Below are 26,027 nucleotides of genomic sequence, written 5' to 3'. Positions count from 1 at the left end.
GTAGTTAGGCAAGAAAGGAGAATCCGACGTGGGCTGGCAAGTCAATCGAAGCGACTCCGTCGCGTTAGCGGTTGAACGGGCGCATGACGAAATATGGCGGCGGTTCATTCACGAGCAGGAAGGATACGGCATCGTGCTCGATTACGCCGGCCTCGACGGCACCGTATCTTTGCCGACTCCGGAGGAATGCCGGGAAGGCAAGCCGAATGCGCTGGCTTGGTGGTGCCCGGCGGAGAACGGCGCTTTCTTCAACGGGCTGTACTTGGACGGCCTCATTAACCGATGGAAGACGACGGGGGAGGAGCGGGACCGCATTCGCGCCGAGAAAATCGCGCTCGGTCTCGTACGGCTGGGAGAAGTCGGCGATTCCCCCGGATTCGTGGCGCGGGGGATCGCGACGGACGGAAGAGGCCATCATTTCATCGGCTCGGACGATCAGACCGCCCCTTGGTTCTACGGGTTGTGGAAATATGTGCGAAGCGGCCTGTGTTCGCCGGAAATGAAGCCGCGTATCGAACGGTCGGTCGCCGCTGCGGCTGAGGCGATCGTACGCCTTCGCTGGAGGCTCCCGTGCGATCGCGATTTCTACGCTTTCCGCGGAGATTGGCGCAAAGCGGGATTTATCCATGCGGCCAGGCTTCTATTCGTTCTGAAGGTGACGGGCGAGTTGACCGGAGATCGAAAATGGGGCGATTTATACGTCGAAGCCGGAGAAGAAAAACCGGGAGGTGCGGGAAAAACCCGGTTTCAATGGTGCGAGACGGGATTGCGCGACGAGCCGGGTTCCCGTTACGAAAGCGATTTTCTTACGAAAGAAGTGTGCGCCGGCCAGGAGAAGGCGCGAACCGGCGGAAGCCGGCTCCGCAAATACCCGTATTGGACGTCGGCCAGCGCGCAAGCCTGCCTGCGGGAGCTTCGCGAGCTTGAACGGGACGAGAACCGGAAGCTCATGTTCGCGGCAGGCTTGGACCATAATGCACAGCGAGCGTTGGCATATATTCGCAAGGAAAAGTATACGGCCTACGACAACGACAACGAGATTCCTTTCGACATCGATTGGAGGTTCCTCAACGCTTGGTGGAAGCGGCAAGAGAGCGTAGAGGATGCCGTAACGGTCGCGGAAATCCAGTCTCGGGAGTGGCACGAGCGTTCGCCGCGCAAAGTGTATGAAGCGCAATACGTTCGGGAGCCGCTCTGGGCCGCATGGTTCGTTGCGTTAAGCGGCGACCCTGCCGTCCTTAAGCTTGCGCGGGAGCCGATTCGCCGGCTGCTGACTCAGTATGAATGGGGGAAGCTGTATCTTTCGTTGTTTTTCATAGCGGAATGCGTTTATTACGAATGGCTGGAGCATGAAGCTCGATAAGGGCCGAGCGCAGGGAGGGGGAAGCCGCGAAGCAGCGGCTTCTTTCTTTTGCATGTTCGGGCATGCCCCGATATAATAAGGTCAAAATCATGCAAAGGGGATCCGAATGTGCTCCCACTCGACGAATTCTCGCTGATCCGGGCCTGGACGGAACGCCGTCAGCCCAAGGAATGGCTGTCCGCGGCAGGCGTCCGGATCGGCATCGGCGACGATGCGGCCGCCGTGGAAGCCGCTCCGGACAAGGATTGGCTCTTTGCCGTCGACACGATGGTCGAAGAGGTGCATTTTCGCGATGAGACGATGACCGACGAGGATGTCGGCTACAAGGCGCTTGCCGCCAACGTCAGCGACATTGCGGCGATGGGCGGCGTGCCTTTGCACGCTCTCGTGTCGGTCAGCATTCCTCCGTCATGGACTCCCGAACGAATGAAGAGGCTTTTCGACGGCTTGTACGATTGCGCGGGGCGCTACGGAGTGGCGGTAGTCGGCGGCGACACGACGTCGGCGCCCCGCCATTTGGTCGTCTCGGTTACTCTTGTCGGCGTCGTCGAGCAAGGGCGAGCGATCCGACGAAGCGGGGCGAGTCCGGGCCAGATCGTGTTCGTAACCGGCCCGGTCGGTCTTTCTGCGGGCGGGCTGCACGGAATGCTTGGCTCTGCTTCGGCAGCGGAGACGGGCATACCTCGGGCTAAGAAAACTCCGCCGCCGCCCAAATCGCTCGTGCAAGCTCATCGGCGTCCGGCTCCGTCGGTCAAAGCGGGACGGCTCCTTCTGGAGCAAGGGTTCGCTTCGTCTCTTAACGACGTCAGCGACGGCTTGGCAAGCGAAGCATGGGAAATCGCGGAAGCTTCCGGCGTATCGATCGTATTGAAGGAGCCGCGTCTGCCGCTCGCGGGGGAATTGGCTTCGTATGCGAGACATTGCGGAGTCGACCCGCTGGAATGGATGCTGTACGGAGGAGAGGATTACGTGTTGCTCGGTACAGCGGACAAGTCTTCCGAGGCGGAGCTTAGAGCGCTGTTTCGCTCCGAAGGCTTGCCGTTGTTCGTCATCGGAGAGACGGAGGCGGGCGATGCCGGCGTATGGCTCGATTCGGAAGGCGGCAAGCGAAAGCCGCTGGACAAGCGCGGCTACAATCATTTCGCGAGAGGATAAGGGGAATGGACACGGAGAGCGGTTGGTACGTAACGGAAGCGTATACGGAGTCGGATACGGCGGCATTCGCGGCGGAGCTGGCTCGTCGTTCGGTGCCGGGATCGCTGCTGGCACTGGACGGAGATCTCGGAGCGGGCAAGACGAGGTTCTCGAAAGCTTTTGCGGACGCGCTCGGAGTTCGGGCATCGTGAACAGTCCGACTTTTACGATCATTAAGGAATACGAGGGCGGGAGACTGCCCTTTTATCATATGGATGTGTATCGGCTGTCTCTGGAGGAGGCGGACGAGCTCGGGATGGACGATTATTTTTTTGGCGACGGGTGACTCTTGTGGAATGGGCGTCTTTGATCGAGCCGATTTTACCTGCGGAACGGCTGCGCGTTTACCTCGAGACGACGGGACCGACTTCGAGGCGGCTGTGGTGCAAGCCGGAAGGCGAGCTTTACCGGGCCTGGATTCGGGAGCTCGGGCTTCAACGGGCGGAAGGAGAACCGAGCTTATGAGCGAAAGAAAGGCGATAGATTTGGGTACGAATACGGGCGCGGAACGCCAGCCGGTAACCTTGCTGGCCTTCGATACATCGACGGCTTCTCTCTCGGTTGCCGTTATAAGGGACGGCGTTGCGATCGGTGCGTCGCAGTCGTTCGCGGAACGCAACCATTCGGTAAGGATCGTATCGGAGCTAAAGGATATTATGCGTGTGAGCGGAATTGGCCGGGAAGAGCTGGACGCCATCGCGGTCGGACAGGGACCCGGCTCTTATACGGGCGTCCGGATTGCCGTTTCGGCTGCGAAGACGTTGGCTTGGACGTGGAACAAGCCGCTTATTGGCGTGTCCAGCCTCGAAGCTCTCGCATTGGGGGCGCATGATACGATTCTGCTCGAGCCGGGCGAAGACGAGCGTCCGGATTCGGAAAAAAGATGGATCGTTCCGATTATGGACGCCCGGCGAGGACAAGTATATACTGCAAGGTTCGCTGCCGCTAACGACGGATCGTGGGAGCGAATCGACAACGACGGCATTCGTCTGATCGAGAGCTGGGCCAAGAGGCTGCTGGCTGAAGCGGAGAACGAAGGCGCGGGCGAAGTATGGTTCGTCGGCGAGACGGCGCCTCACGAAGCGGCGATCCGTCAAGCGGCGGATGAATACGGGAGAGGGCGCCTGCTTCCGTTCGCGATGGACGCGGGAGCTTTGGGACGATTGGCGGAACGGCGTCTTAGCCGCGGAGAAGCGGACGACGTTCATTCGTTCGTTCCTAACTATACGCAACTGACGGAGGCGGAAGTGAAGCTGCTCGAAGCCTCTCGGCAAGGAGGCGCGAAATGACGGAGCGGGCTTACGGTTACGAGGCGGATGGCGGAGAGCTGCAATTTCGATTAATGACGATGGACGACCTGGATACGATCGTGCAGATCGAGAAGGAATCGTTCGCGGCTCCTTGGTCGGAGGAAGCTTTTCGGGCGGAATTGACTCAAAATATGTTCGCCAAATATATGATCATGGAGCAGGACGGCATCCTATTGGATACGGCGGCATGTGGCTTATCGTCGATGAAGCGCACGTGACGAATATTGCGGTTCGAGAGCCTTATCGCGGCAAGGGATTAGGCGAAAAGCTGCTTCGGGAAATGATGAGGACGGCTAGCTGGCTCGGTATGCTGAGGATGACGCTGGAGGTTCGGGTATCCAACGAAATCGCCCAATCGCTTTATCGCAAGCTCGGCTTTTACGGCGCGGGCCTTCGTCCCGGCTATTACTCGGACAACGGTGAGGATGCCTTGATCATGTGGGCGGAGCTCGTGCCGGAGGAGAACGCCGGAACGGAAATAGCGGGAGCGGCGGAAGGGGAACGAAGCTCATGATATCGGATCAACAAAAAAGAGAGCAATCGGGCGAGAACGCGAGCCCTTATTATATTCTTGCCATTGAGACGAGCTGCGACGAGACTTCGGTGGCGATTGTGCGCGACGGCCGCGAAGTGCTGTCCAATGTCGTGTCCAGCCAAATCGAAACCCATCGCCGATTCGGCGGTGTCGTTCCCGAGATTGCATCGCGAAAGCATGTCGAAAGCATAACGGTCATTTTGGAGGAGGCTCTGAAGGTTGCAGGGGTCGGATTAGCCGACGTGAATGCGATCGCCGTTACGCAAGGGCCGGGCTTGATCGGCGCCTTGCTCGTCGGAGTCGTCGCCGCCAAAAGCTTGGCGCTCGCGCTCGATGTGCCGCTGATCGGAACGCATCATATTGCCGGGCATATTTACGCGAACCGTCTTATCGGCGAGATCGAATATCCCGCGCTTGCGTTGGTCGTTTCCGGCGGGCATACGGAGCTTGTTTTGCTTGAACGGGAAGGAGAATTCCGCATCGTCGGACGGACGCGGGACGACGCCGTCGGAGAAGCGTACGACAAGGTGGCGCGCGCGTTGAGCTTTCCTTATCCGGGCGGGCCCCACGTCGACAAGCTTGCCCAGGGAGCGGAAGAGGAGATCGAGCTGCCGCGCGCCTGGCTGGAGCCGGATTCGTACGATTTCAGCTTTAGCGGGCTTAAATCGGCGGTGCTTGCGGAAATCAACCGCGCGAAAATGAAGGGCGAGCCGGTGAGAGAAGCCGCGCTTGCACGCGGATTTCAGAACTCGGTCATCGACGTAGTTACGACCAAGGCGATGAAGGCCGCCGCGGAATTCGGCGTACGTCAGTTGCTGCTCTGCGGCGGCGTCGCGGCGAACGGCGGGCTTCGCGCGAAGCTGTCCGAGCTGTGCGGGAAAGCGCGGCTTCCGCTGCTTATTCCGCCGATGTCGCTATGCTCCGACAATGCGGCTATGATTGCTTCCGCCGCCGATCTGAAGTGGCGGCGAGGGGAATTTACCTCTCTCGACATGAAGGCGGACCCGATGATTTCTTTGGAGGGATGGTCGGTGGGAAAAGAGCCGAGTCCATCCTTGTCTGAATCCGCAGCCGGAAATTCCGTTATTGGAAATTCTGTTTTCGGGAATTGACAGAACCATTTTCGGTGAATATAATAAAGTCCAACTCAACCATAATCAAACGCGACGAACAGGAACAGTAGGACTTACCCGGTAATCAGAGAGCTGCGGGACGGTGCAACGCAGCCGAAGGGAAATCCGAAACTCGCCTGGGAGCGGATCGATGGAACGGCTTGCGCCGCGTACATCGGAACGGCTAGCCCCCGTGATCGGGCGCGGAAAGCTCCGAAGCAAGCTGGAGTTTTCGCTTAAGGCGGACGCAGGAATGCGTCAACGAGAGTGGTACCGCGGATCAGCCGACAGGCCCTCCGTCTCTTGAATAAAGAGATGGCGGGCTTTTTTGTATTCTTTTAAGTCGGCCGGACGCGTTTCACCCATACCTTACATCATCAACGCGATGATCGGGATCAGTAGGATATATCCTCCGGTAATCAGAGAGCTGCGGGTCGGTGCGACGCAGCCGAAGGGGACTCCGAACTCGCCCGGGAGCGGATTGGCGGAACGACGGAACAAGCGGCTAACGCGGCGCTTGCCGGAAGTATGCCTATACGGTTGGCCTCCGATACAAGGCGCTCGCCGAATTCAACCGTCCGGACGGTTGGAACATCGGCGCACAAGGGGGAGCAGGATTCGTCTACCGGAGACGAACGGCTCCAAAAAGAGTGGTACCGCGGCGGCCTTCGAAGCCCGTCGTCTCTTGCAGATCAGGAGACGACGGGCTTTTTGTCGTTTCCAAACCTTACTACGTTAACATTTCAGGAGGTAGAAGAGACATGACAACCGCGACGAACGCTAACAACAACAAACGAATCCGAATTTTTGACACGACTTTGCGCGACGGGGAGCAAGCTCCCGGCGCCTCGATGAAGCCCGAGCAAAAAATTATTATCGCCCGTCAATTGGCCCGCTTGGGAGTCGATACGATCGAACCGGGCTTCGCCATATCGAGTCCGGGCGAATTTGCCGCTATTCAGCAAATTTCCCGCGAGCTGCAAGAGGTAGAAATCGCCGGCTTCGCGCGCTGCGTAAGAGCGGATATCGACGCAGCGGTCGCGGCGACGCAAGACGCCGCCCGTCGCCGTCTGCACCTGTTCATATCCTCGTCCCAAATCCATTTGGACTTCCAGCTGCGCAAATCGCAGGACGAAGTCATTAACATGATGAAAGACATGATATCTTACGGCAAACAGTCTGTGGATGAAATCGAGTTTTCGCCGATGGACGCTTCCCGCGCGAGCGAAGAATTCCTCTTTCGGATGATAGAGGCCGCGATTGAGGCCGGAGCAACGATTATTAACGTGCCGGACACGATGGGTTATGCGCTGCCGGAGGAATTCGGCCCGCTGTTTACGCGAATTCGTAAAAACGTGCGGGGCGGCGACAAAGTCGTCTACAGCACCCATTGCCACAACGATTTGGGGCTGGCCGTCGCCAATAGCTTGGCGGCTATCCGCCACGGCGTCACGCAGGTCGAGGTGAGCGTTAACGGTGTCGGCGAACGAGCGGGCAACTGCTCTCTGGAGGAGCTTGTCATGGCGATCGAGACGCGGGGCGGCTCGTTCGGCGTCGAGACGGGCATTCGTTCGGAGCATATTTACGAGACGTCCCGTCTGGTCAGCCGCACGATGCATTTTCCGATTGCCTTCAACAAGCCGATTGTTGGCCGCAACGCGTTCCAGCACGAGTCCGGCATCCATCAGGACGGCTTGCTCAAGAACCGCAACACCTATGAGATCATGGATCCCGAAGCGATGGGCATTCCGCGCAATATGATCATCCTCGGCAAGCATTCGGGCCGCCATGCGATCAAGCACCGCGTCTCGGAGTTCGGGGTGCAGCTGACGGATACGGAACTGGACGATTTGTACGGTCGCTTCAAGGAAAAAGCGGATGTGCAAAAAATCATTACCGACGATGTGCTGATGCAATTGGTAGGCGAATCGACCGATTCCGTCGTAGAGCCGTATTCGCTGACAGACGTTCAAGTGCTTGCCGGCTCCCATCGTGCCCGCATCGCTTCGGTTTCGATACGCAGCAGCGAGGACGGCGAGGAACGGATTTTCACCGGCGCCGGCGAAGGCCCGCTCGAAGCGATTATTCATTGCATTCGGCAGGCGGTTCCATCCGGCGTGGAGTTCGAGGATTTGGAGCTGCATTCGTTGTCTACGGGAGAGGGAGCGTCCGGCGAAGCCGTCGTAACCGTCGTCTACGAGGGACAGCGATATCGCGGCACGGCCATTCACAATGACATCATACTGGCGGCCGCTCGGGCTTACGTCTCGGCATGCAACAGCGTCGCTATTGCAATCCGTACCGGAAAAGCGGTTGTACGGGAGGAAGCTTCCGGACAATAATAAGGAAAGCTAATTCCCGAAGGAGCGTCGAATTACAATGGGCAACGAAGCCTTTTACTGGACGGGAAGAGCGGAATCCTATTTGGATCGGCCGGATGCGACTCGGCTAGACGGGATTTGCGTAGGCCGGTACGGGGGCAGCTCGGCAAGCGGAGCGGACAAAAATGAAGACGGTCTGTTGGTTTGGAGCGACGGCGAAGGCCGTTGGGAGTTCGCGGTCATTCTCGACGCGCACGGCTCATGCGAAAGCGCCGAACTGGTCATCGATGCTCTGCTGACGGAACGTCCCTCGATAGAAAGCCTGTTATCCGAGCCCGTAGACACTGCTTTTTCCGGTTTGGAATCGACTTTGCTCGCTCTGTTTCGTTCGGAGGCTTTCCGCTCCGATTGTGCGGCTGTCAAGGGGAATGCTCCTGCTTGATCGTCTGCCGGATGGAAAATTATTTGTGGTGGCTGTCCGTCGGCGATTGCATGCTGTTTCTCCTTCATCCGGAGCTGCTTGCATGGGAGCAGTCGATGCTTAACCAGCGCAATTTCTTCGAATGGATCGGGAACGTCAATACGTTCGATCTGCCGGTTCCTTGTTATTCTGCGGGGCGAAGGCAGCTGAGGGAGGGGCAGCACGCAATCGTGATGGCGACGGACGGCTTTTTGGACTCGGAAGGCTGCGACGTTAACGTCATGAAGGATTGGCCGCTGCGGCTGAGCGGCTCGGCGCGCGAGCTGGAACGCGGAGTGCTGGCATTTTTGTCGCGATTGCATGCGGCGAGAACGAAAGATAGCACGACTTTGCTTGTGTGGCCCGTCAACAATCCGCATCCCGGCGTTATGCCGGGCGAGTGACTCATCGATTTGGCGAAGGACCTGGCACGAGCGGCCGGGTCCTTCGTCACGTTAATGACCTACTTCGCCCATTTGGCTGCTGGCCAGAGTGTGGTACGTCGTCCCATACATTCGCCGGAAGGTGTGTTCTGCGAGCTGAAGTGTGGTACGTCGTCCCATACATTCTGCCGAAAGGCGCTTCTGCGAGCCGAAGAGTGGTACGTCGTCCCATACATTCGCCGAAAGGCGCTTCTGCGAGCTGAAGTATGGTACGTCGTCCCATACATTCTGCCGAAAGGCGCTTCTGTGAGTCGAAGTGTGGTACGTCGTCCCATACATTCTCCGAAGGGCGCTTGTGCGAGCCGGAGTATGGTACGTCGTCCCATACATTCGTCGAAAGGCGCTTCTGCGAGCCGAAGTGTGGTACGTCGTCCCATACATTCGCCGGAAGGCGCTTCTGCGAGCCGGAGTGTGGTACGTCGTCCCATACATTCTCCGAAGGGCGCTTGTGCGAGCTGAAGTATGGTACGTCGTCCCATACATTCGCCGAAAGGCGCTTGTGCGAGCCGGAGTGTGGTACGTCGTCCCATACATTCGCCGGAAGGCGCTTCTGCGAGCCGGAGTGTGGTACGTCGTCCCATACATTCGCCGAAAGGCGCTTGTGCGAGCTGAAGTGTGGTACGTCGTCCCATACATTCGCCGAAGGGCGATTGTGCGAGCTGAAGTGTGGTACGTCGTCCCATACATTCGCCGAAGGGCGCTGCTGTGAGTCGAAGAGTGGTACGTCGTTCCATACATTCGCCGCAAGGTGTGTTCTGCGAGCTGAAGTATGGTACGTCGTCCCGCTGCCGTTCACAACGTGAAACTTATTCTCAAGTAGATGTGGACAAAGTTATCCACACCACCTGTGTATACTGTGGACAAACGCGTGAACCCGTTGGCACTGTAAAGGGAATGTAAACATGCAAACGGGGATGACTTTTTCACAGTTTTATAGTGGATAATGTGGGTAGTGTGGATAATTCGGTGGAAAAGTACGGGAATTACGAAAAATAGAATGAAAAAAGCTTGAGTACAAACGGTTTTCGAGGCTGAAGATAGACAGGCCTTCCGAATTCCGGTTAACTCAAGCTGTGGATAACGTTGTGAATAGTTTACGCCGGCTTTACATTACTCCTCCATGGCGGATTCCCACACGGCAAATGCTAGTTCGAGCGCGGTCCGCCGCGATTCGACGGCTTCCTGTTTCTCGCGGAGCCGTACATAATCCGTGACGACTTCGGGCGAAGCCATCTCCTCTTCCAAAGCCGCGATTTCTTCCTCAAGCTTGGCGATATCCGCTTCCGCCTGCTCAAGCTTCCGCTGCTTTGCGCGTTGGTCTCGTTTTGCCTGTTTGTCCGCTTCGTAGCTTGTCGCGTTGGCGGAGGATGCCGAACCGACGGATGCGGATTGCGGAACTTGGGAAGCGGCGGCGTTTGATGACGCTAACCATTCTTCCATTTCCCGCTTTTTCGCAACCATTTCGTCATAATTTCCCAGGAAATGCTTCGCGCCGTCCGGGTGAAGTTCGACAATCCGATCCGTTAGCCGATTGAGAAAGTATCGATCGTGAGATACGAAAATGAGCGTTCCTTCATATTCTTCCAACGCGGCCTCCAGAACCTCGCGGCTCATCAGATCGAGATGGTTCGTAGGCTCGTCCAGCAGCAGCACATTCGCCTTCAGCAGCATGAGCTTCGAGAGCGCGACCCTCGCTTTTTCCCCGCCGCTCAAGGAGCCTACGCTTTTGCGAACATCTTCCCCGCTGAATAGAAAGTTGCCCAGCACCGTCCGGATTTCGGCTTCCGGCTGCGAAGGGAACGCGCTCCACACTTCCTCCAGAACGGTGTTGGCGGGGTTCAGCTCGCGCTGCTCCTGATCGTAATATCCGAGCGAGATGCCCGTTCCCCACCTATAAGCTCCGGAGCGCAATTCCGTCTTGCCGACCAGCGCTTTGAGCAAAGTCGTTTTTCCGACCCCGTTCCGACCGAGCAGGGCAACCCGTTCGCCCCTTTTTACCTCGAAGGCAACGTTGTGAAACAACGGACTCATATCCGGCTGCGGCGCCGCTGCGGCATCGTATACCTCGAGCACATCCTTGCCGCTTCTTCGTTCGGTCGCGAAGGAAAAGCTTGCCTGCTTCAACGTTCCCGGCTTTTCCAGCCGCTCGATTCTCTCCAGAGCGTTGCGGCGGCTTTGGGCGCGGCGGGTCGTGGTGGCGCGAACGATATTGCGTTGAATGAAGTCCTCCATTCGCGCGATTTCTTTGCGCTGCTGCTCGAACAGCTTTACCTTTTGCGAATAATCGGCTTCCTTCAACTCCATGAATCGAGTGTAGTTGCCGGTGTAACGAATCGCCGCGTGGCGTTCGATTTCTACTATAGAAGTAACGGTAGCATCGAGAAAGTAACGGTCATGCGAAACGATAACCATAGATCCGGAGTAGTTGCGCAAATATTGCTCCAGCCAGGATAGCGTATCGATGTCCAGATGGTTGGTCGGTTCGTCCAGCAGAAGCAAATCCGGCTGAACGAGCAGAAGCCGCGCAAGCGCAAGCCGCGTCCGCTGTCCTCCGCTTAAGCTGGAAATGGCGGTGTCCGGAGCGAATTCGCCGAAGCCCATTCCATGAAGAACGCTGCGGATGCGGTTGTTCATCTCATAGCCGCCGGCTTCGCGAAAGCGTTCGCTCCGATCGGCGTATTGAGTTAGAAGCGATTCGTACTTGATCGGATCGGCTTGCTCGTTCGGATTGGCGATCCGCAGCTCCATCGCGCGAAGCTCCTTCTCTTGATCGAGCAGAGGGCCGAAAGCGGATGTCATTTCTTCTTGAAGAGTCAAGTGGCCTTGAAGCCCGCCGTTTTGAGCCAAGTAACCGATTCGCAGCTCTTTGGGCTTGGATACCGAGCCGCCGTCCGCCTGCAGCTCGCCGGCCAAGATCCGGAGAAAAGTCGATTTGCCGGCTCCGTTCACGCCGACGAGACCGATCCGGTCGCGCTCTCCCACTTGAAGCGATACGCCTGACAAGATCGGGGTAACGCCGTAATTTTTAATAATGCCTGAAGCTTGCAAAAGCAAGAGGGATCCCTCCGTCACAATTCGGTTCTTAAGACGATGATTCCAGTGTACCGTAAATCCGGCGGAGCGTCCAAGCCCGCGGACGCCTTGGGTTATTGGCGAATGGGGGCGACAAGTGATACACTGAAACCAGGATTTTCATTTGTTTTCAAGGTGAGGCGGCATTGATGGAAGCGCAGGGGAATGGGCCGTTCGACAAAAAGGGCTGGCGCAACCGGATGACGGCATTAAGAGATACGCTCGATTCCGATGAGCGGCGAAGGAATTCGGCACTCGCATGCCGAATGGTGGAGGATGGCATTCTCGCACCTCTTCGCCGCCGGTCGGATAGACCGTTAACGATATGTTTATACGGGGCTTTCCGCTCGGAGGCGGACCCCGAACTTCTGTTCGAGCTAGCGTTGCGAGCAGGCGACCGGATCGTCGCACCGAGGATGGTAAGTTCGGACAGCGGACGAAGCCTGGAGCTTCGCGAAGTGAGATCCATGGCGAGCTTTATTTCCGGCAAGTGGGGAGTGCCGGAGCCGGACCCGGCACGGACGACCCGCTATCCCGAAAGCGCCCCGCTCGACGTCGTTCTCGTTCCGGGACTTGCTTTTGACCGGTTCGGAGGACGGCTTGGCTATGGCGGGGGATTTTATGACCGGCTCTATGCGGCCGAGACGACCGGTCTCCGCGAAGGAACGCGGTGGATCGGATTCGCTTACTCGCTGCAAGTGACGGAGGAGCGTTTGCCGAAGGAGTCCCACGATTTGCGAATGGACGCTTTGGCGACGGAGAAAGACGTTTATTGGAACTCCACTTGGACGGAGGGATTATGATGAGAGACGCGCATGACGGACTTACCCACTTCAATGAACAAGGCCGCGCCGTCATGGTGGACGTGTCGGACAAGCCGGTATCGGCCCGGACAGCCAAAGCGGAAGGCAAAGTCGTCATGGCGCCCGATACTCTGCGAAGAATACGCGAAGGAGCGGTCGCCAAGGGCGACGTGCTGGCGGTCGCGCAGGTAGCCGGCATCCAGGCTGCGAAAAAAACGTCAGATTGGATTCCGATGTGCCATCCGCTGCCTTTGACCGGAGTGAACATTACCTTCGGCGATAACGGCAAGGACACGCTGTTCATAACGGCGGAAGTAAAGACGACCGGGAAGACGGGAGTCGAGATGGAAGCTCTTACGGCGGTGTCCGCCGCGGCGCTTACCGTTTACGATATGTGCAAGGCGTTGCAGAAGGATATGGTGATAGGCCCCGTTCAATTGCTGCTTAAGACAGGCGGGAAAAACGGCGACTACGAAGCGGCATCGGAAGCCGGGCCGGCGTAGCCGCTTGCCTGCCGCGCAAAGCATTCGTTCTTTCGGGAACTATTTTTTTGGGAAAATGAATCGGATAAGCGCAATGGAACAAAGCTTTCTTATTCGTTCATTTCGGTCTTCGAACTCATGGGACGGGGGGAAGAAGCATGCGCTGGAAAGTGGCGTTATTGACGGCAAGCGACAAAGGCTCACGCGGAGAGAGGGAAGACACGAGCGCGCAAGTTATTCGGGAACTGGTAGAGGAAGAGCTGATCGGAGACATCGTCGACTACCGGATCGTTCCGGACGAGCAGGGGGAAATCCGGGCGGCGCTCATCGAGATGGCGGATTATTATCAAGCCGATCTCGTCTTTACGACAGGAGGAACCGGCCTCGGATTTCGGGACGTGACGCCGGAAGCGACGCTTATGATCGCGGACCGCAACGTTCCGGGCATCGCGGAGGCGATGCGTTACGCATCCATGCAGCGATCGCGCCGAAGCGCGCTGTTTCGCGGAGTATGCGTCATTCGCGGGCGCACGCTGATCGTTAATTTGCCAGGCGATCCCAAAGGCGTGCACGATCATTTGATGGCTGTCATCGACTTGCTTCCGGAAGCGCTGGAGCAGGTGTCCGGCTCGCGGAAGGGGAAAGAAGGATGACCGGCCGCGGCAGTTCGGATTCCGGAGCTGCGGAACATACGATCCTAAGCTCCTCGGTGCTAAGGGAAGTGAAGGTGGAGGACGCGATCGGTACGGTTCTCGCGCATGATCTTACCCAGATTTTGCCGGGCTCGTTCAAAGGCCGATTGTTTCGCAAAGGCCACCGTGTCGAAGCGGAAGACATCCCCAAGCTTAAGGACATCGGCAAAGAACATCTGTATGTCATTGAGCTTGCCGAGAGCGATCTTCACGAGGACGACGCCGCGCTGCGAATGGCGGCGGCGCTGTCGGGAACCGGCACCGCGTTCGGCGAGCCGCACGAAGGCAAGGTGTCCGTGAAATCGGACCGCACCGGATTGGCTTGCATCGCCAAGGAATTCGTTGATGGCGTTAACGGTTTGGGCGAGATTGCGCTTGCGACGGTGACGAACCATCGCGTCGTCCATGCCGGAGAAGCGTTGGCGGCGACAAGGGCGATCCCGTTGATCGTCCCGGAATCGAAGGTGCGGAAGGTTGAGAAGCTTGCCGCCGAATACAAGCAACGGCATGGGGAAGCTCCGGTGTCGGTACGGCCTCTTCGAAAAGCTCGCGCGGGACTCCTGACGACGGGCAGCGAAGTGTATGCCGGCCGGATCGCCGACAAATTCGGACCCGCCGTGCGAGCGAAGCTCGAAGCTCTCGGCTCCGAAGTGGCGGAGCAGCGATTCGCCCCCGACGATCGACAAATAATTGTCAAGGATATTCACTATTTCCTTCAGCAAGGGTATGATATGATACTCGTAACGGGCGGAATGTCGGTCGATCCGGACGATCGTACGCCGGGAGCTATCGCAGAGGCCGGAACGGACATCGTCAGCTACGGAACTCCGATGCTGCCGGGATCGATGCTGTTGTTCGGCTATTTGCGCGGAATTCCGATATTCGGTTTGCCGGGCTGCGTCATGCACGATCCGTATACGTCGTTCGACGTTCTGCTGCCCCGCGTGCTGGCGGGGGATCGCATCGGCAAGGAAGACATCGTCGCCATGGGTTACGGAGGATTGCACCGCTGTTGATCGGCGGCTGCGTACGATACAATCAAGAAGGAAAGTGAGTGATCCCTTATGTCGGGAATAGGCGCTTCGGGCATTATTTTGCTCGTGCTGATCGCGCTTCTGCTGTTCGGGCCCAATAAGCTCCCCGAGCTTGGCAAAGCATTCGGACGGACGCTTCGCGAATTCAAGAAAGGCGCGAACGATTTGATGGATGAACAACCGTCGGATCGGAACGCGCGCCGCGTGGAAGTTTCCCCGCAAGCGGAGAACGAGACGCCGAAAGCGGAAAGACGCCTGCCGGAATAAGCCGGAGGCATGCAACGGGCGGCTGCCTATCAGCCGCCTTTCTTATTGGCAAGGCTTCCTGGAGGTGTGCGAGTGAAACCAAAGAACATTCCGGAATCGCAAGAGGAATGGATGCCGATACTCGAACATATCGGCGAGCTCCGCAAACGGATTTTGTTTTGCCTGATCGTATTCGTCCTCGGACTTGTAGGGGGCTTGTTCGGCGCGCAGCCGTTGTTCGACTATCTCGTGGCGGCGGCTCCTGTGGACAATTTGGAGTTGAACGCTTTCTCGCCTTGGGACGCGATCGGACTGTACATGAAATTCGCGATGCTCATTTCGCTGCTGGTCGCTTTGCCGTTCGCCATGTTTCAGCTGTGGGCGTTCGTCAAGCCCGGGCTGGCGCGGAAGGAACAATCCTCGACGCTCCGGTACGTCCCCGGCACGTTAATCATGTTTTTGATCGGACTAGCATTTTCCTACTATGTCGTTTTCCCGATGGCGTTCTATTTTACCGAAAACGTGACTCACAGCATGGGTCTGCAGCAGATGTACGGAGTTACCCAATACTTCTCGTTTCTGTTCAACATTTTGCTTCCGATTTCCTTGCTCTTCGAGCTGCCGGTCATCATTCTCTTTTTGACCCGACTCGGAATTTTGCAGCCTCGCTTGCTCCAAAAAATGCGTCGCTACGCGTGGTTCGCGCTTATCGTAATCGGCGTTATCGTTACTCCTCCCGACTTTGTATCGGATAGTCTGGTTGCCATTCCTTTGATTCTCCTGTATGAGTTCAGCGTCATGCTGTCCCGGATCGCATACCGAAAAAAACTATCTGCAAAAAGCGCCGAAGAGGAAGACGATTCCGTTGCATAAGCTGTCAAATTTCGATATTCCCGTTCCCGAAAATATGGTACACTAGTCTTAGAAAAGGCTTACATTATGTGTTAACCATTCGGAAGGGGACAAATGGATGCGGAATTTGTCATTGGGGCGCAAATTTGCATATGGGTTTTTAGGACTAGTCGTGCTGCTTGTTTTGGCGTTTCTCTTGATCGTCATTCAGCTGGACGTTAGCGACAACATGGCTTTGTTCATTGAATTGATTGCGATCTTCGTCGTGGTCATCGCGGCGGCCGGATTCGGGCTTTTCATCATGGAACGGAATATTACCGGATCGATCGGCGGAGTTACCTCAACCTTGAAAAATATCGCTTCTTCGGGAGGAGACCTTACGCGCCGCGTTCACGTGACCTCCTACGACGAGGTGGGGGATTTGGCGGTTTCCGCTAACGGAATGCTCGACGGACTCCAGAAGATGATGAAAGAGCTTAGAGACAGCACCGCGGAGCTCGCCGCAGCGGCCATTCAATTCAAGCAAGGAGCGGACGAGAACGCGAGAGTTAGCGGCGAAGTGTCCAAAGCCGTCGAGAGAGTCGCCTCAGGCTCGGAGACGCAAGTCGCCCAGACGCAAGAAATATCCGCGGTCATGCAAGAAACGCTCGACGGCTTGAATCAAGTGGCATCGACGACGACAGGCGTGTCCGATATGGCGCAAACGACCCGAAGCCGCGCGTCCGAAGGCTCGGAGCTGCTTCGTACAACTTCCGCTGATATTATCCAGGTAGAGAAAGCGTTCCGCTCCTTGCAGGGGACGGTGCGCGGACTGAACCACAAATCCGAACAAGTTCGCGAAGTTATCGGTTACATATCCGAAGTATCGAATCAGACGAACCTGCTCGCTCTTAACGCCGCCATCGAAGCGGCCCGCGCAGGGGAGCACGGCCGCGGCTTCGCGGTCGTCGCCGGCGAAATCCGGAAGCTGGCCGATCAGACGCAGCAGTCCGCCGTGCAAATTGCGGACACGCTCGAAGCGATGTCCGGAGATATCGCGCAGGTAGCGACCATGTTCGAGCAGAGCGCGGGACAAGTGTTCGCGGCGGTGGCCGGCATGAAGAACGCCGAAGAGACGTTCCGGGAAATCGTCGACAACGTCAGCCAGTTGAGCGGCAACATCGTGGACGTCGCCGCATCCGTCGAGCAGATGTCCGCCGGCAGCGCGTCCGTCGTCCAGTCGATTCAGGATATTTCGCGTATTACGGAAGAAACAGCGTCGTTCACGGAGCAAGTATCGGCAATGACCGAAGAGCAGCTTTCCTCAACAGAAGAGATGGCTCGGACGGCTGACAATCTTAGCTCGATGGCCGCCAGACTGAAGGGGCTCGTCGGCAACTACAAAACTTGAATGAGGTTGCTCTCATTGGGATACAATGGGAAGCGTGCCAACTCGGCGAAGACCCGCAGGAGATGCGGGTCTTCTTGTTTTTTGAAGATGATTTTTTGAGGATAGGACTTGAAAACGTCCGCTAAAAACCGTATCATAATAAATGGTTATTAGCACTTGCTTATGTTGAGTGCTAATTGAGCAAAACAAAACATACCTTTACATGGAGTTAAAAGGAGGCTATTTTCATGATCAGACCTTTGGGTGACCGCGTACTGGTCGAAGCAGTCGCGAAAGAAGAGAAAACCGCCAGCGGTATCGTTTTGCCGGACACGGCAAAAGAAAAGCCGCAAGAAGGCAAAATCGTTGCCGTCGGCAGCGGCTCCGTGAACAAAGACGGCGTTCGCGTCGCTCTTGAAGTGAAAGAAGGAGACGTTGTGCTGTTCTCCAAATACGCAGGCACGGAAATCAAGTACGAGGGCAAAGAGTACTTGATTATGAAAGAAAGCGACATCCACGCGATCATCGGCTAATCCGGGATCCGTCTGACATACCTATATTTTGAGGAGGGTATATTTAAAATGGCTAAAGAAATCAAATTCAGCGAAGACGCGCGCCGCGCGATGCTTCGCGGGGTAGATGCCCTGGCGAACGCCGTTAAAGTAACGCTCGGACCGAAAGGCCGCAACGTCGTACTTGAGAAAAAATTCGGCTCCCCGCTTATTACGAACGACGGCGTAACGATCGCGAAAGAAATCGAACTGGAAGACGCTTTCGAGAACATGGGCGCCCAGCTCGTTAAAGAAGTAGCTACCAAAACGAACGACGTAGCCGGCGACGGAACGACGACCGCTACCGTACTCGCTCAAGCGATGATTCGCGAAGGTCTGAAAAACGTAACCGCGGGCGCTAACCCGATGGTCGTTCGCAAAGGGATCGACAAAGCCGTTCGCGCGGCAATCGAAGAGCTTCGTTCGATTTCCAAGCCGGTCGAAGGCAGCACGAGCATCGCTCAAGTAGCGGCTATTTCCGCGGCTGACGACGAAGTCGGCCAATTGATCGCCGAGGCGATGGACAAAGTCGGCAAAGACGGCGTAATTACGGTTGAAGAGTCCAAAGGGTTCCAAACCGAGCTGGAAGTCGTCGAAGGTATGCAATTCGACCGCGGCTACCTGTCCCCGTACATGATCACGGATACGGACAAAATGGAAGCCGTTCTCGACAACCCGTACATCCTGATTACGGACAAGAAGATTTCCAACATCCAGGAGATTCTTCCTGTGCTGGAGAAAGTCGTTCAATCCGGCAAGCAATTGCTTATCATCGCGGAAGACATCGAAGGCGAAGCTCTCGCTACGCTTCTCGTCAACCGTCTTCGCGGCACGTTCACTTGCGTCGGCGTCAAAGCTCCGGGCTTCGGCGATCGCCGCAAAGCGATGCTGCAAGATATCGCGGCTCTGACCGGCGGTACGGTTATTACCGAGGAGCTCGGCCTTGAGCTGAAATCCGCTACGGTCGCTCAACTCGGTTCGGCTCGTCAAGTTCGCGTCAACAAAGAAAATACAATCGTCGTCGACGGCGCAGGCAACAAAGCGGACATCGACGCACGCGTTAGCCAAATCAAAGCTCAAATCGAAGACACGACTTCCGACTTCGATCGCGAGAAGCTGCAAGAGCGCCTTGCGAAGCTTGCTGGCGGCGTAGCGGTAATCAAAGTCGGCGCGGCTACCGAAACCGAGCTGAAAGAGCGCAAGCTCCGCATCGAAGACGCCTTGAACGCCACGCGCGCTGCCGTTGAAGAAGGCATCGTTTCCGGCGGCGGTACGGCTCTCGTTAACGTATATAGCGCTGTTGCCGCAGTCAATGCGGAAGGCGACGAAAAAACGGGCGTCAACATCATCCTTCGCTCCCTCGAAGAGCCGATCCGCACGATCGCTGCCAACGCGGGACAAGAAGGCTCCGTTATCGTCGACCGTCTGAAAAAAGAAAAAGTCGGCATCGGCTATAACGCCTCTACCGGCGAATGGGTCAACATGTTCGAAGCCGGCATCATCGATCCGGTGAAAGTGACGCGCTCCGCGTTGCAGAACGCAGCGTCTGTCGCAGCTATGTTCCTGACGACCGAAGCGGTCATCGCCGATAAGCCTGAGAAGGACAAACCGGCTGGCGGCATGCCAGGCGGCATGGGCGGCATGGGCGGCATGGACATGATGTAAGAAGCCGAGCGCGGGCTGTGCACGGCCTCGCTTGATAGGAACCCGTACCGGGGAGAGCTCCCCCGTGTGCGGGTTTCTTTGCTTTTTGGCGTTACACAGAGTTGCGCAAACAGTTGCATAAACAGTTGCACAAAAAGCATCGTAAAGGACTAATCGATTTTTGACAGCTTATCGTATCGACAAAATAAATAGTTTAAAAGGACTAGTATTGGTCTCAAAAGTGCTATGAAACCGCTTTATATTTTTGAAATTTCATGTATACTAGATATTGAACCAAAAGTATCCGGAAAAATAACGTTGACTCGGTTTCCTATTTTTACGGACTTGTTCAAACGTTTGCACAATCTATCTTAAAAGAAGCATGGAGGCGATCCGCATCATGAGGAAAATGCAACACCCAATTATTTCTGCAATGCTAGCTTTAGCCATCTTGGTGAGCTTGTTTTCCACAGGGGCTCCCGCAGCAAGGGCAGAAGTCCAGCAACTGCAAAGCCCGGTCATCGGCGCTCTTAACGCTGACGGGAAGGGCTCTTCGGTTACGTTTAATTATCAAGCCCTGCCAGCGGATGAGAACGTTAACGTCAAAGGATCGTTTTACAAGAACTGGGCAGAAACGATTCCTCTTGTCAAAGGGGATAACAACGTCTGGTCGTTGACCAGAGAAATTCCTGCGGGCTGGTATCAATACGGAATTTCTGTAGGGAATGACTGGAAGGGCGATGATCTTAACCTAGTAAGAAATGACAGCAACCCCGGCCTTTCCGTTCCAGGAATCAAATTCAATGCATCTGAAGAAGTTGAACTTGATTCTGAAACCGCTTTATCTGCGGACTATTATACCGGAGTGACGGATACGAAACATGCCGCAGCTCTGAGTATCGAGCCAAAGACAGGCGTCAGTATTGAAGACGGCATGCTGAAGGTGACAAACGAGGCCACTCCGGGTAATGTTACGGTGACGGCTACATACGTCGTTAATTCGGTTACCGTCACGGCTACGCAATCGATCAATATTGTAGGCGAACTGCTAAAAAGTCCCGTTATCAATGGAGATGGAACTGTAACTTTTAATAATAAGACTCATACGGGCGACAATTTGTATTTGGTCGGAGATATGAATGGATGGGATAAGGATGCTCCGCTCCCTTTTACGAAGAATGAAGGGATTTTTAGTCTGACGCTTCCATTAGAACCAGGTAAGTACGGATATAAATTTCTGATAACGTCAGGAAGCTATAACGGCTCCTTCACGGATCCATTGAATCCGGTTATTGCTGATACGAATTCCATTCTCATCATTCAAGGCATCAAGATCAACTCTGCCAATGACATTGTGAAAGGCTCTTCGATTCCATTGACAGCCGATTTGGTTGGACCAGCTGGCGATGCAGCGGCTGTGACTCCGACATGGTCGTTGAAGGAGGAAAAAGCTGGAATATCGATCGCCAACTCGACGTTAACCGTCGACTCCGACTATGTGGTGCCGGCTAACGATTTTGTGACCGTGGTAGCCACTCTCGATGGAAAAACAGCTGAGAAGAAGATTAACATCACAGACAAGTTGTACACGTTCAATATTAAGTACTATAGATTGGACCAAGTACTGACGAACTGGGACAACTGGATTTTCAGAGCGGGAATGGCAGGGACGGAGTACGACTTTACAGGTGTTGATTCCAACCATTTTGCCACTGTTGCAGTAAAGCTGCCGTATACTTCGATCAAAACGATTCAACGTCCGGGTCAATGGACCGAGCAGGATCTTGAACACGAAATCTTTATTCCTGAAGGTCAAGATTCGGTAGATGTCTGGATCGTGGAAGGCAAGCCAGATGTCTACTATTCAGAAAGCGAAGCACTAGACATTATCGCTCAAACCCCTGTTCCGGTTAAACGTTACATCGATTTAACCTACGTCCGCGCTGATGAGGACTATACGGATTGGAACCTATGGGTGTGGAGCACAGGCAAGAAAAACGATCAAATTTTATTTAATTCAGTAGCTGATGGTGTGGCTAAAGCCCGGATTGAAATCGGCGCACTAACAAAGCGAATCGGATTTAAGGTAAGAAAGGGCGACTGGGTTGAAACGGACGTAAATGCGGACCGTTATATCGATGCGCCACTTGAACAAGCGCTGACCAAAGTCATCGTAACTAGCGGAGAGCTGGCGATTTACTCCATACCTTCCGTAAACGGCCCTTATCTTGATAACGGCGGCGTTACGTTCTATTACCGCGACGATGGTCTCTACGGCGAGAACGAAATGAATACGATCGATAGCGTCAAAGTAAAAGTAACAGTAAATGGTGACACACAAGAGTACCCGATGACGTACAACGCTAAGAATGAGTATTTTGAATACAAGCTTCCAGCTCTTCAGGAAGGCAACTATACGTACAGCTTCTTGGTAACGAAAGACGAAGCGACTACGGAAAAGAACGACCCGCGCAATACGGTTAATGGCGTGTCGGCGTTCGAATATCGTTCGCCGGAAGTTAATGTAACCGCCACAGCGGCACCGAATGCAATTTCTTCCAATGAAAACGCGGTATTGTCGGTAAACTTGAGTTCAACATTGCAAGGATTGAAATATCGGGAAATTTTCGCGGATCTCTCCACTCTCGGAGGAACGTCGAAAATGCCGATCGATTTGGATTTGAGAAAAGGTACGATCGGTGTGACGGATTCTGTTTCTGCAGGGGTCAAAACGATCGCCCTTACCGCAGTTGATCAATACGGCAACAAGCACACGGGCACGGCATCGATTCAAGTGAAGCCGAGACAATCCGTCGGCAAGCTTGATTTCGATTGGGATGAGGCGCGCATTTACTTCTTGCTGACCGATCGTTTCTTCGACGGGGACAGTACGAATAATGCCGATGTGGACAAGACAAATTTGGAAGCCTATCACGGCGGAGACTTCAAAGGCTTGATCGAGAAGCTGGATTACATTAAGGATCTTGGTATCAATACGATTTGGATTTCGCCTATCGTTGACAACATCGACTTCAACCAAGGCGTCGGATTTGGCGGCAAGCAATATGGCTACCACGGCTACTGGGCTAAAAATTTCGAAACGATCGACGAGCATTTGGGAGACTTGGATACGTTCAAGCAACTGCTCGATACGGCTCATGACAAAGGCATTAAGGTCATGGTTGACGTCGTACTGAATCATACCGGCTACGGCTTGAAACCGGGCGATACGAATAATCAAGTAGAGCAAGCGGATAAAGATCGGTTTAGCGGTATGCTCCGTACCAATGGCGTTGATTCGGGTACCGACGAAGTGAAAGGCGAATTGGCCGGATTGCCGGATCTCATTACGGAAGACCCGGCTGTGCGGGAAAAAATCATTGATTGGCAAGCTGGTTGGTTGGAGCGCGCGAAAACCGACCGAGGGGATATGATCGATTATTTCCGTGTCGACACGATCAAGCACGTTGAGGATACGACATGGAGAGCTTTCAAAAACGCTTTGACGGAAATCAATCCGGAATTCAAGATGATCGGCGAATACTATGGAGCGAGCATTGATGCAACCGGTGGAGCGCTTCGTACCGGACAAATGGATTCATTGCTTGATTTCGATTTCAAGGACCGCGCAGAGCAGTTCGTGGAAAGCGGTAAAATTAATGAAGTCGAAGAGTATCTAGAACATCGCAACGCTCTTATCGACAATACGACGACGATGGGGCAATTCCTAAGCAGCCACGACGAGGACGGTTTCTTGTCCAATCGTGTGGGTGGCGACAAAGGGATGCTGAAAGTCGCGGCGGCTTTACAAATAACGTCCAAAGGACAGCCGGTCATTTACTACGGCGAAGAACTGGGACAATCAGGCAAGAAGAGCGGCAACTTGGCAGAAGGCCAGCTTAGCGAAAATCGTAAAGACATGCCGTGGGACAAAGTATCGGAAGAACAGGCTCTGCACGATCACTACAAAAAGCTGTTGAACATCCGTGCGGAGTATTCCAAAGTGTTCTCCAAAGGAACGAGAACAAAAGTAGCGGGTAGCGACAGCGACGGATATCTTGTATTTGATCGGGCGTATGAAAATAGACATGTTCTCGTCGGATTGAATACAACGAGTACGGAAAAAACTGTCACGATTGAAGTTCCGTTCGAAGCGGGTATCAAAGTAACCGATCTTTACGATAACAACACATTGTATACGGTGAGCAACGATCATAAAGTCACAATTCAACTGCCTTCGCGGGACAACGGCGGAACTTTTATTCTGGCGGCTGCATACGAACTTGAACTGGCCAGCGCGGCAGTTAGCGTTACCGGCACCGAAATTTCGATGCAATTTAACCGTCCGTTAGACCACGAAGTTGCTCTAGCAGCAAATCAATTCGAATTAGTAAATACGGCGGCGACGGTTGCGTCGGCGGAATATACCGGCTCTGACAACAAAACGATCACGTTGCACTTAAACGGAAAAATCTATCTTAACGAAGAGCCAACATTGGGCTATTCGGGTATTATTGGACAGTCTAACGAAAAGTTGGCACCGGAATCGAGCAGCCTTCTCGAAAATGGCTCAACTGTAAAAGCTCTTACAGTAGGAACGCCGCAGTTCAAGAATTTAGCTGGTGATCCAGTAACAACGTTGACAAACAATGGATTCATTAAGGTGACCGTTGGCATTACGAACCATTCGGTAAACGGAGAAGACGGGACCTTGATCGTCGTGTTGAAAAACGCAGGCGGAGACGTTGTGAATGCCGCATACGTCGAAAAATCCATTAGCGGCGGTGGGACGGAAACGTTGACGGCGGGCTTTAAGCTTCCGAATACTGTGACCGGCTATTATATTGAAGTATTCGTATGGGATACTTTGGACGGCATGCAACCCCTCTCCAATAAAATCACGTTTCCACAAGCGGGGTAATCAGAATGACTAAAAAAGTATTAGCGTTTCTACTGACGATTGGAGTGATTGCTTCATTGCTCGCTCCCGCAGCATTCGCCACGGGACCGGCAATTACAGCATCGGCGCAAATCGATAACAAAACCCGGGAAGTAAAAATTAGCGGGCAAATTTCTTCGGGGGCCGGGCAGCAAGTAACCGTAAAGGTACAAGGTCCTCAGAATGAACAACTGTACGTTAACCAGACGACGAGCTTGGCGAACGGCAGCTATCAGTTCGTGTACACACTGAGCTCGACCGCGCGAGAAGGTCAGTACGGTGTAGTAGTAGGCGGAAGCGGCATCTCGAAGGAGGAGCAGGCGGTAACCTCGTTCACGTATACCGCTGGCACGACAACGCCGCCTGTATCTTCTGGAGGAGGAGGAGGAACAACCCCTGAACCAGGGGTTGTCAACCTCACCAAGGATGATCTGAAAGGAAACCCTTCAGCCGGTAAAGTTTCAATTACGATTCCCCAAGGAACGATCGGCGGATCGAATGGCAGTGCGAAGGTAGTGCTGCCTGCAAATACGGCGGACATCATCGGTGATAACTCGCTCGAATTGAAGTCGGACAAGCTGACGATCGTCATCCCGCATTCTGTACTCGTTATCTTGCAAGGTGCGGTGCCTGCGGACGTTCAAGCGACATCCGAGATCTCGTTAACGGTCTCAACTTTGCCTAAGCAGCAGTCCGATTCGTTGCTTGAGAAAGCGGCAAGCGGCGACAAATCGGGGCTTAACGCAGCCGGCTCCGTTTACGAATTTAAGTTGACCGTCAAGATGCCGAACGGGGAAGAAAAAACGATCACCTCTTTCGAAGAACCGCTCGAAATAGCATTCGCGATCGACGCTGATGCCGACCAAGCTCTCCTTGGCGTATATTTCATTGCCAATGACGGTACATTGGAGTATATTGGCGGTAAGATCCAGAACGGCCAAATGCTGGCGAAGATCAGCCATTTCAGCATTTATGCGGTTTTGGAATACAAAAAGTCCTTCACGGATGTGACGGCAGGGTTCTGGGCGGCACGCGACATTCAAGTAATGGCGGCCAAGCATATCGTGTACGGCAAGACAGAGTCGACGTTCGATCCGAAAGGCCAGGTTACACGGGCTGAGTTTGCCGCCTTCCTGGTGCGTGCGCTCGAATTGAAAGCGTCTGGCGTTGCGAAATCTCCCTTCGCCGACGTTGCTTCCGATAAGTGGTATGCCGGCGCTGTAGCGGCTGCTTATGAAGCAAAGCTGATTAGCGGCAAAGATGCCGCGCATTTCAAACCGGAAGGGCTTATTACCCGGGAAGAGATGGCGGTTATGATCGCTCGCGCTCTGGAGAAGCAAGCTAAGGCAACGACTGTTGCAGACGGCTTGCTGAACAAGTTCGGAGATCGGGGTAACGTAAGCAAGTGGGCGCTTGAGGCGATGCAAATTAGCCTGCAAGCGAATATCTTGCTCGGCAACGCGGATTCCAAGCTGCTTCCGGCAGCGAATGCTAGTCGTGCGGAATCGGCCGCGGTTATTCGCAGAATGCTGGATTACGCGGGTTCGACGAAATAAGAGAAAAAACGCTGCTCTCACGTGAGGGCAGCGTTTTTTTGCGGGTAAT

19 protein-coding genes, 2 pseudogenes and 1 other annotated feature are annotated in these 26,027 nt (G+C 54.8%); of the genes and pseudogenes, 20 read left to right on the top strand and 1 reads right to left on the bottom strand.

What is annotated here, in order from left to right:
- Window positions 1-28: 28 nt before the first annotated feature.
- The 9 genes and pseudogenes from D3H35_RS25840 to D3H35_RS25800 all read left to right on the top strand — a co-directional run bounded on the left by D3H35_RS25840 (window position 29) and on the right by D3H35_RS25800 (window position 8,699).
- Window positions 29-1,363, top strand: a complete 1,335-nt coding sequence (locus tag D3H35_RS25840) for a hypothetical protein (protein ID WP_119152036.1) — start codon at window positions 29-31, stop codon at window positions 1,361-1,363.
- A 108-nt stretch (window positions 1,364-1,471) separates the two neighbouring features.
- Window positions 1,472-2,518: a thiamine-phosphate kinase gene (gene thiL / locus D3H35_RS25835; protein ID WP_119152035.1), complete on the top strand. Its 1,047-nt coding sequence runs from the start codon at window positions 1,472-1,474 to the stop codon at window positions 2,516-2,518.
- Between the two features lie 5 nt (window positions 2,519-2,523).
- Window positions 2,524-3,022 (top strand): annotated as a pseudogene (gene tsaE, locus D3H35_RS25830) (tRNA (adenosine(37)-N6)-threonylcarbamoyltransferase complex ATPase subunit type 1 TsaE).
- Window positions 3,019-3,846 carry a tRNA (adenosine(37)-N6)-threonylcarbamoyltransferase complex dimerization subunit type 1 TsaB gene (gene tsaB, locus D3H35_RS25825; RefSeq protein WP_119152034.1) on the top strand — a complete coding sequence of 276 codons (828 nt, stop codon included), beginning with the start codon at window positions 3,019-3,021 and terminating at the stop codon, window positions 3,844-3,846. Before tsaE ends, tsaB begins: the two are co-directional and overlap by 4 nt.
- Window positions 3,843-4,381, top strand: a pseudogene (rimI, locus tag D3H35_RS25820) (ribosomal protein S18-alanine N-acetyltransferase). Before tsaB ends, rimI begins: the two are co-directional and overlap by 4 nt.
- Window positions 4,378-5,514 (top strand): tRNA (adenosine(37)-N6)-threonylcarbamoyltransferase complex transferase subunit TsaD, encoded by a 1,137-nt coding sequence (tsaD, locus tag D3H35_RS25815; protein ID WP_119152033.1) that lies wholly within the window; start codon window positions 4,378-4,380, stop codon window positions 5,512-5,514. The pseudogene rimI and the gene tsaD overlap by 4 nt, the downstream one beginning before the upstream one ends.
- A 45-nt stretch (window positions 5,515-5,559) precedes the next feature.
- Window positions 5,560-5,821, top strand: a binding site (T-box leader).
- A 454-nt stretch (window positions 5,822-6,275) separates the two neighbouring features.
- Complete coding sequence (locus tag D3H35_RS25810) at window positions 6,276-7,856, top strand: 2-isopropylmalate synthase (RefSeq protein ID WP_119152032.1); 1,581 nt, start codon at window positions 6,276-6,278, stop codon at window positions 7,854-7,856.
- A 37-nt stretch (window positions 7,857-7,893) separates the two neighbouring features.
- Entirely contained in the window at window positions 7,894-8,277 is a 384-nt protein-coding gene (locus D3H35_RS25805) for a PP2C family serine/threonine-protein phosphatase (protein ID WP_119152031.1), read from the top strand.
- On the top strand, window positions 8,274-8,699 hold the full coding sequence (locus tag D3H35_RS25800; RefSeq protein WP_119152030.1) for a protein phosphatase 2C domain-containing protein: 426 nt from the start codon (window positions 8,274-8,276) through the stop codon (window positions 8,697-8,699). The genes D3H35_RS25805 and D3H35_RS25800 overlap by 4 nt, the downstream gene beginning before the upstream one ends.
- A gap of 1,149 nt (window positions 8,700-9,848) precedes the next feature.
- Here D3H35_RS25800 and D3H35_RS25790 read toward each other — a convergent pair.
- Window positions 9,849-11,792 carry an ABC-F family ATP-binding cassette domain-containing protein gene (locus D3H35_RS25790; RefSeq protein ID WP_119152028.1) on the bottom strand — a complete coding sequence of 648 codons (1,944 nt, stop codon included), beginning with the start codon at window positions 11,790-11,792 and terminating at the stop codon, window positions 9,849-9,851.
- A 167-nt stretch (window positions 11,793-11,959) separates the two neighbouring features.
- On the opposite strand from D3H35_RS25790, the gene D3H35_RS25785 reads away from it, so the two are divergent.
- The 11 genes from D3H35_RS25785 (at window position 11,960) to D3H35_RS25735 (ending at window position 25,978) form a co-directional block, all read left to right on the top strand.
- Window positions 11,960-12,613, top strand: a complete 654-nt coding sequence (locus D3H35_RS25785) for a 5-formyltetrahydrofolate cyclo-ligase (RefSeq protein ID WP_119152027.1) — start codon at window positions 11,960-11,962, stop codon at window positions 12,611-12,613.
- Complete coding sequence (gene moaC, locus D3H35_RS25780) at window positions 12,610-13,116, top strand: cyclic pyranopterin monophosphate synthase MoaC (protein WP_378125093.1); 507 nt, start codon at window positions 12,610-12,612, stop codon at window positions 13,114-13,116. The genes D3H35_RS25785 and moaC overlap by 4 nt, the downstream gene beginning before the upstream one ends.
- Before the next feature lie 137 nt (window positions 13,117-13,253).
- Window positions 13,254-13,748 carry a MogA/MoaB family molybdenum cofactor biosynthesis protein gene (locus tag D3H35_RS25775; protein ID WP_119152025.1) on the top strand — a complete coding sequence of 165 codons (495 nt, stop codon included), beginning with the start codon at window positions 13,254-13,256 and terminating at the stop codon, window positions 13,746-13,748.
- A complete protein-coding gene (locus D3H35_RS25770; RefSeq protein WP_119152024.1) occupies window positions 13,745-14,803 on the top strand; it encodes a molybdopterin-binding protein in 1,059 nt (352 codons plus the stop codon). The genes D3H35_RS25775 and D3H35_RS25770 overlap by 4 nt, the downstream gene beginning before the upstream one ends.
- A gap of 48 nt (window positions 14,804-14,851) precedes the next feature.
- On the top strand, window positions 14,852-15,088 hold the full coding sequence (tatA, locus tag D3H35_RS25765) for a twin-arginine translocase TatA/TatE family subunit (protein WP_119152023.1): 237 nt from the start codon (window positions 14,852-14,854) through the stop codon (window positions 15,086-15,088).
- Window positions 15,089-15,199: 111 nt separating this feature from the next.
- Complete coding sequence (gene tatC, locus D3H35_RS25760; protein ID WP_233568164.1) at window positions 15,200-15,940, top strand: twin-arginine translocase subunit TatC; 741 nt, start codon at window positions 15,200-15,202, stop codon at window positions 15,938-15,940.
- A gap of 97 nt (window positions 15,941-16,037) precedes the next feature.
- On the top strand, window positions 16,038-17,309 hold the full coding sequence (locus D3H35_RS25755) for a methyl-accepting chemotaxis protein (RefSeq protein WP_119152022.1): 1,272 nt from the start codon (window positions 16,038-16,040) through the stop codon (window positions 17,307-17,309).
- Between the two features lie 227 nt (window positions 17,310-17,536).
- Window positions 17,537-17,821 (top strand): co-chaperone GroES, encoded by a 285-nt coding sequence (gene groES / locus D3H35_RS25750; protein WP_119152021.1) that lies wholly within the window; start codon window positions 17,537-17,539, stop codon window positions 17,819-17,821.
- A gap of 48 nt (window positions 17,822-17,869) precedes the next feature.
- Window positions 17,870-19,504 (top strand): chaperonin GroEL, encoded by a 1,635-nt coding sequence (gene groL, locus D3H35_RS25745; protein ID WP_119152020.1) that lies wholly within the window; start codon window positions 17,870-17,872, stop codon window positions 19,502-19,504.
- A 361-nt stretch (window positions 19,505-19,865) separates the two neighbouring features.
- Window positions 19,866-24,404 carry an alpha-amylase family glycosyl hydrolase gene (locus D3H35_RS25740; protein ID WP_119152019.1) on the top strand — a complete coding sequence of 1,513 codons (4,539 nt, stop codon included), beginning with the start codon at window positions 19,866-19,868 and terminating at the stop codon, window positions 24,402-24,404.
- Between the two features lie 5 nt (window positions 24,405-24,409).
- Window positions 24,410-25,978, top strand: a complete 1,569-nt coding sequence (locus D3H35_RS25735) for an S-layer homology domain-containing protein (RefSeq protein ID WP_119152018.1) — start codon at window positions 24,410-24,412, stop codon at window positions 25,976-25,978.
- Window positions 25,979-26,027: the final 49 nt, after the last annotated feature.

This window comes from Cohnella faecalis, assembly GCF_003570905.1.
Lineage (GTDB): Bacteria > Bacillota > Bacilli > Paenibacillales > Paenibacillaceae > Cohnella > Cohnella faecalis.
The sequence above is the reverse complement of the archived record's forward strand: the minus strand, read 5'-3'. Positions and strand labels throughout refer to the sequence as shown.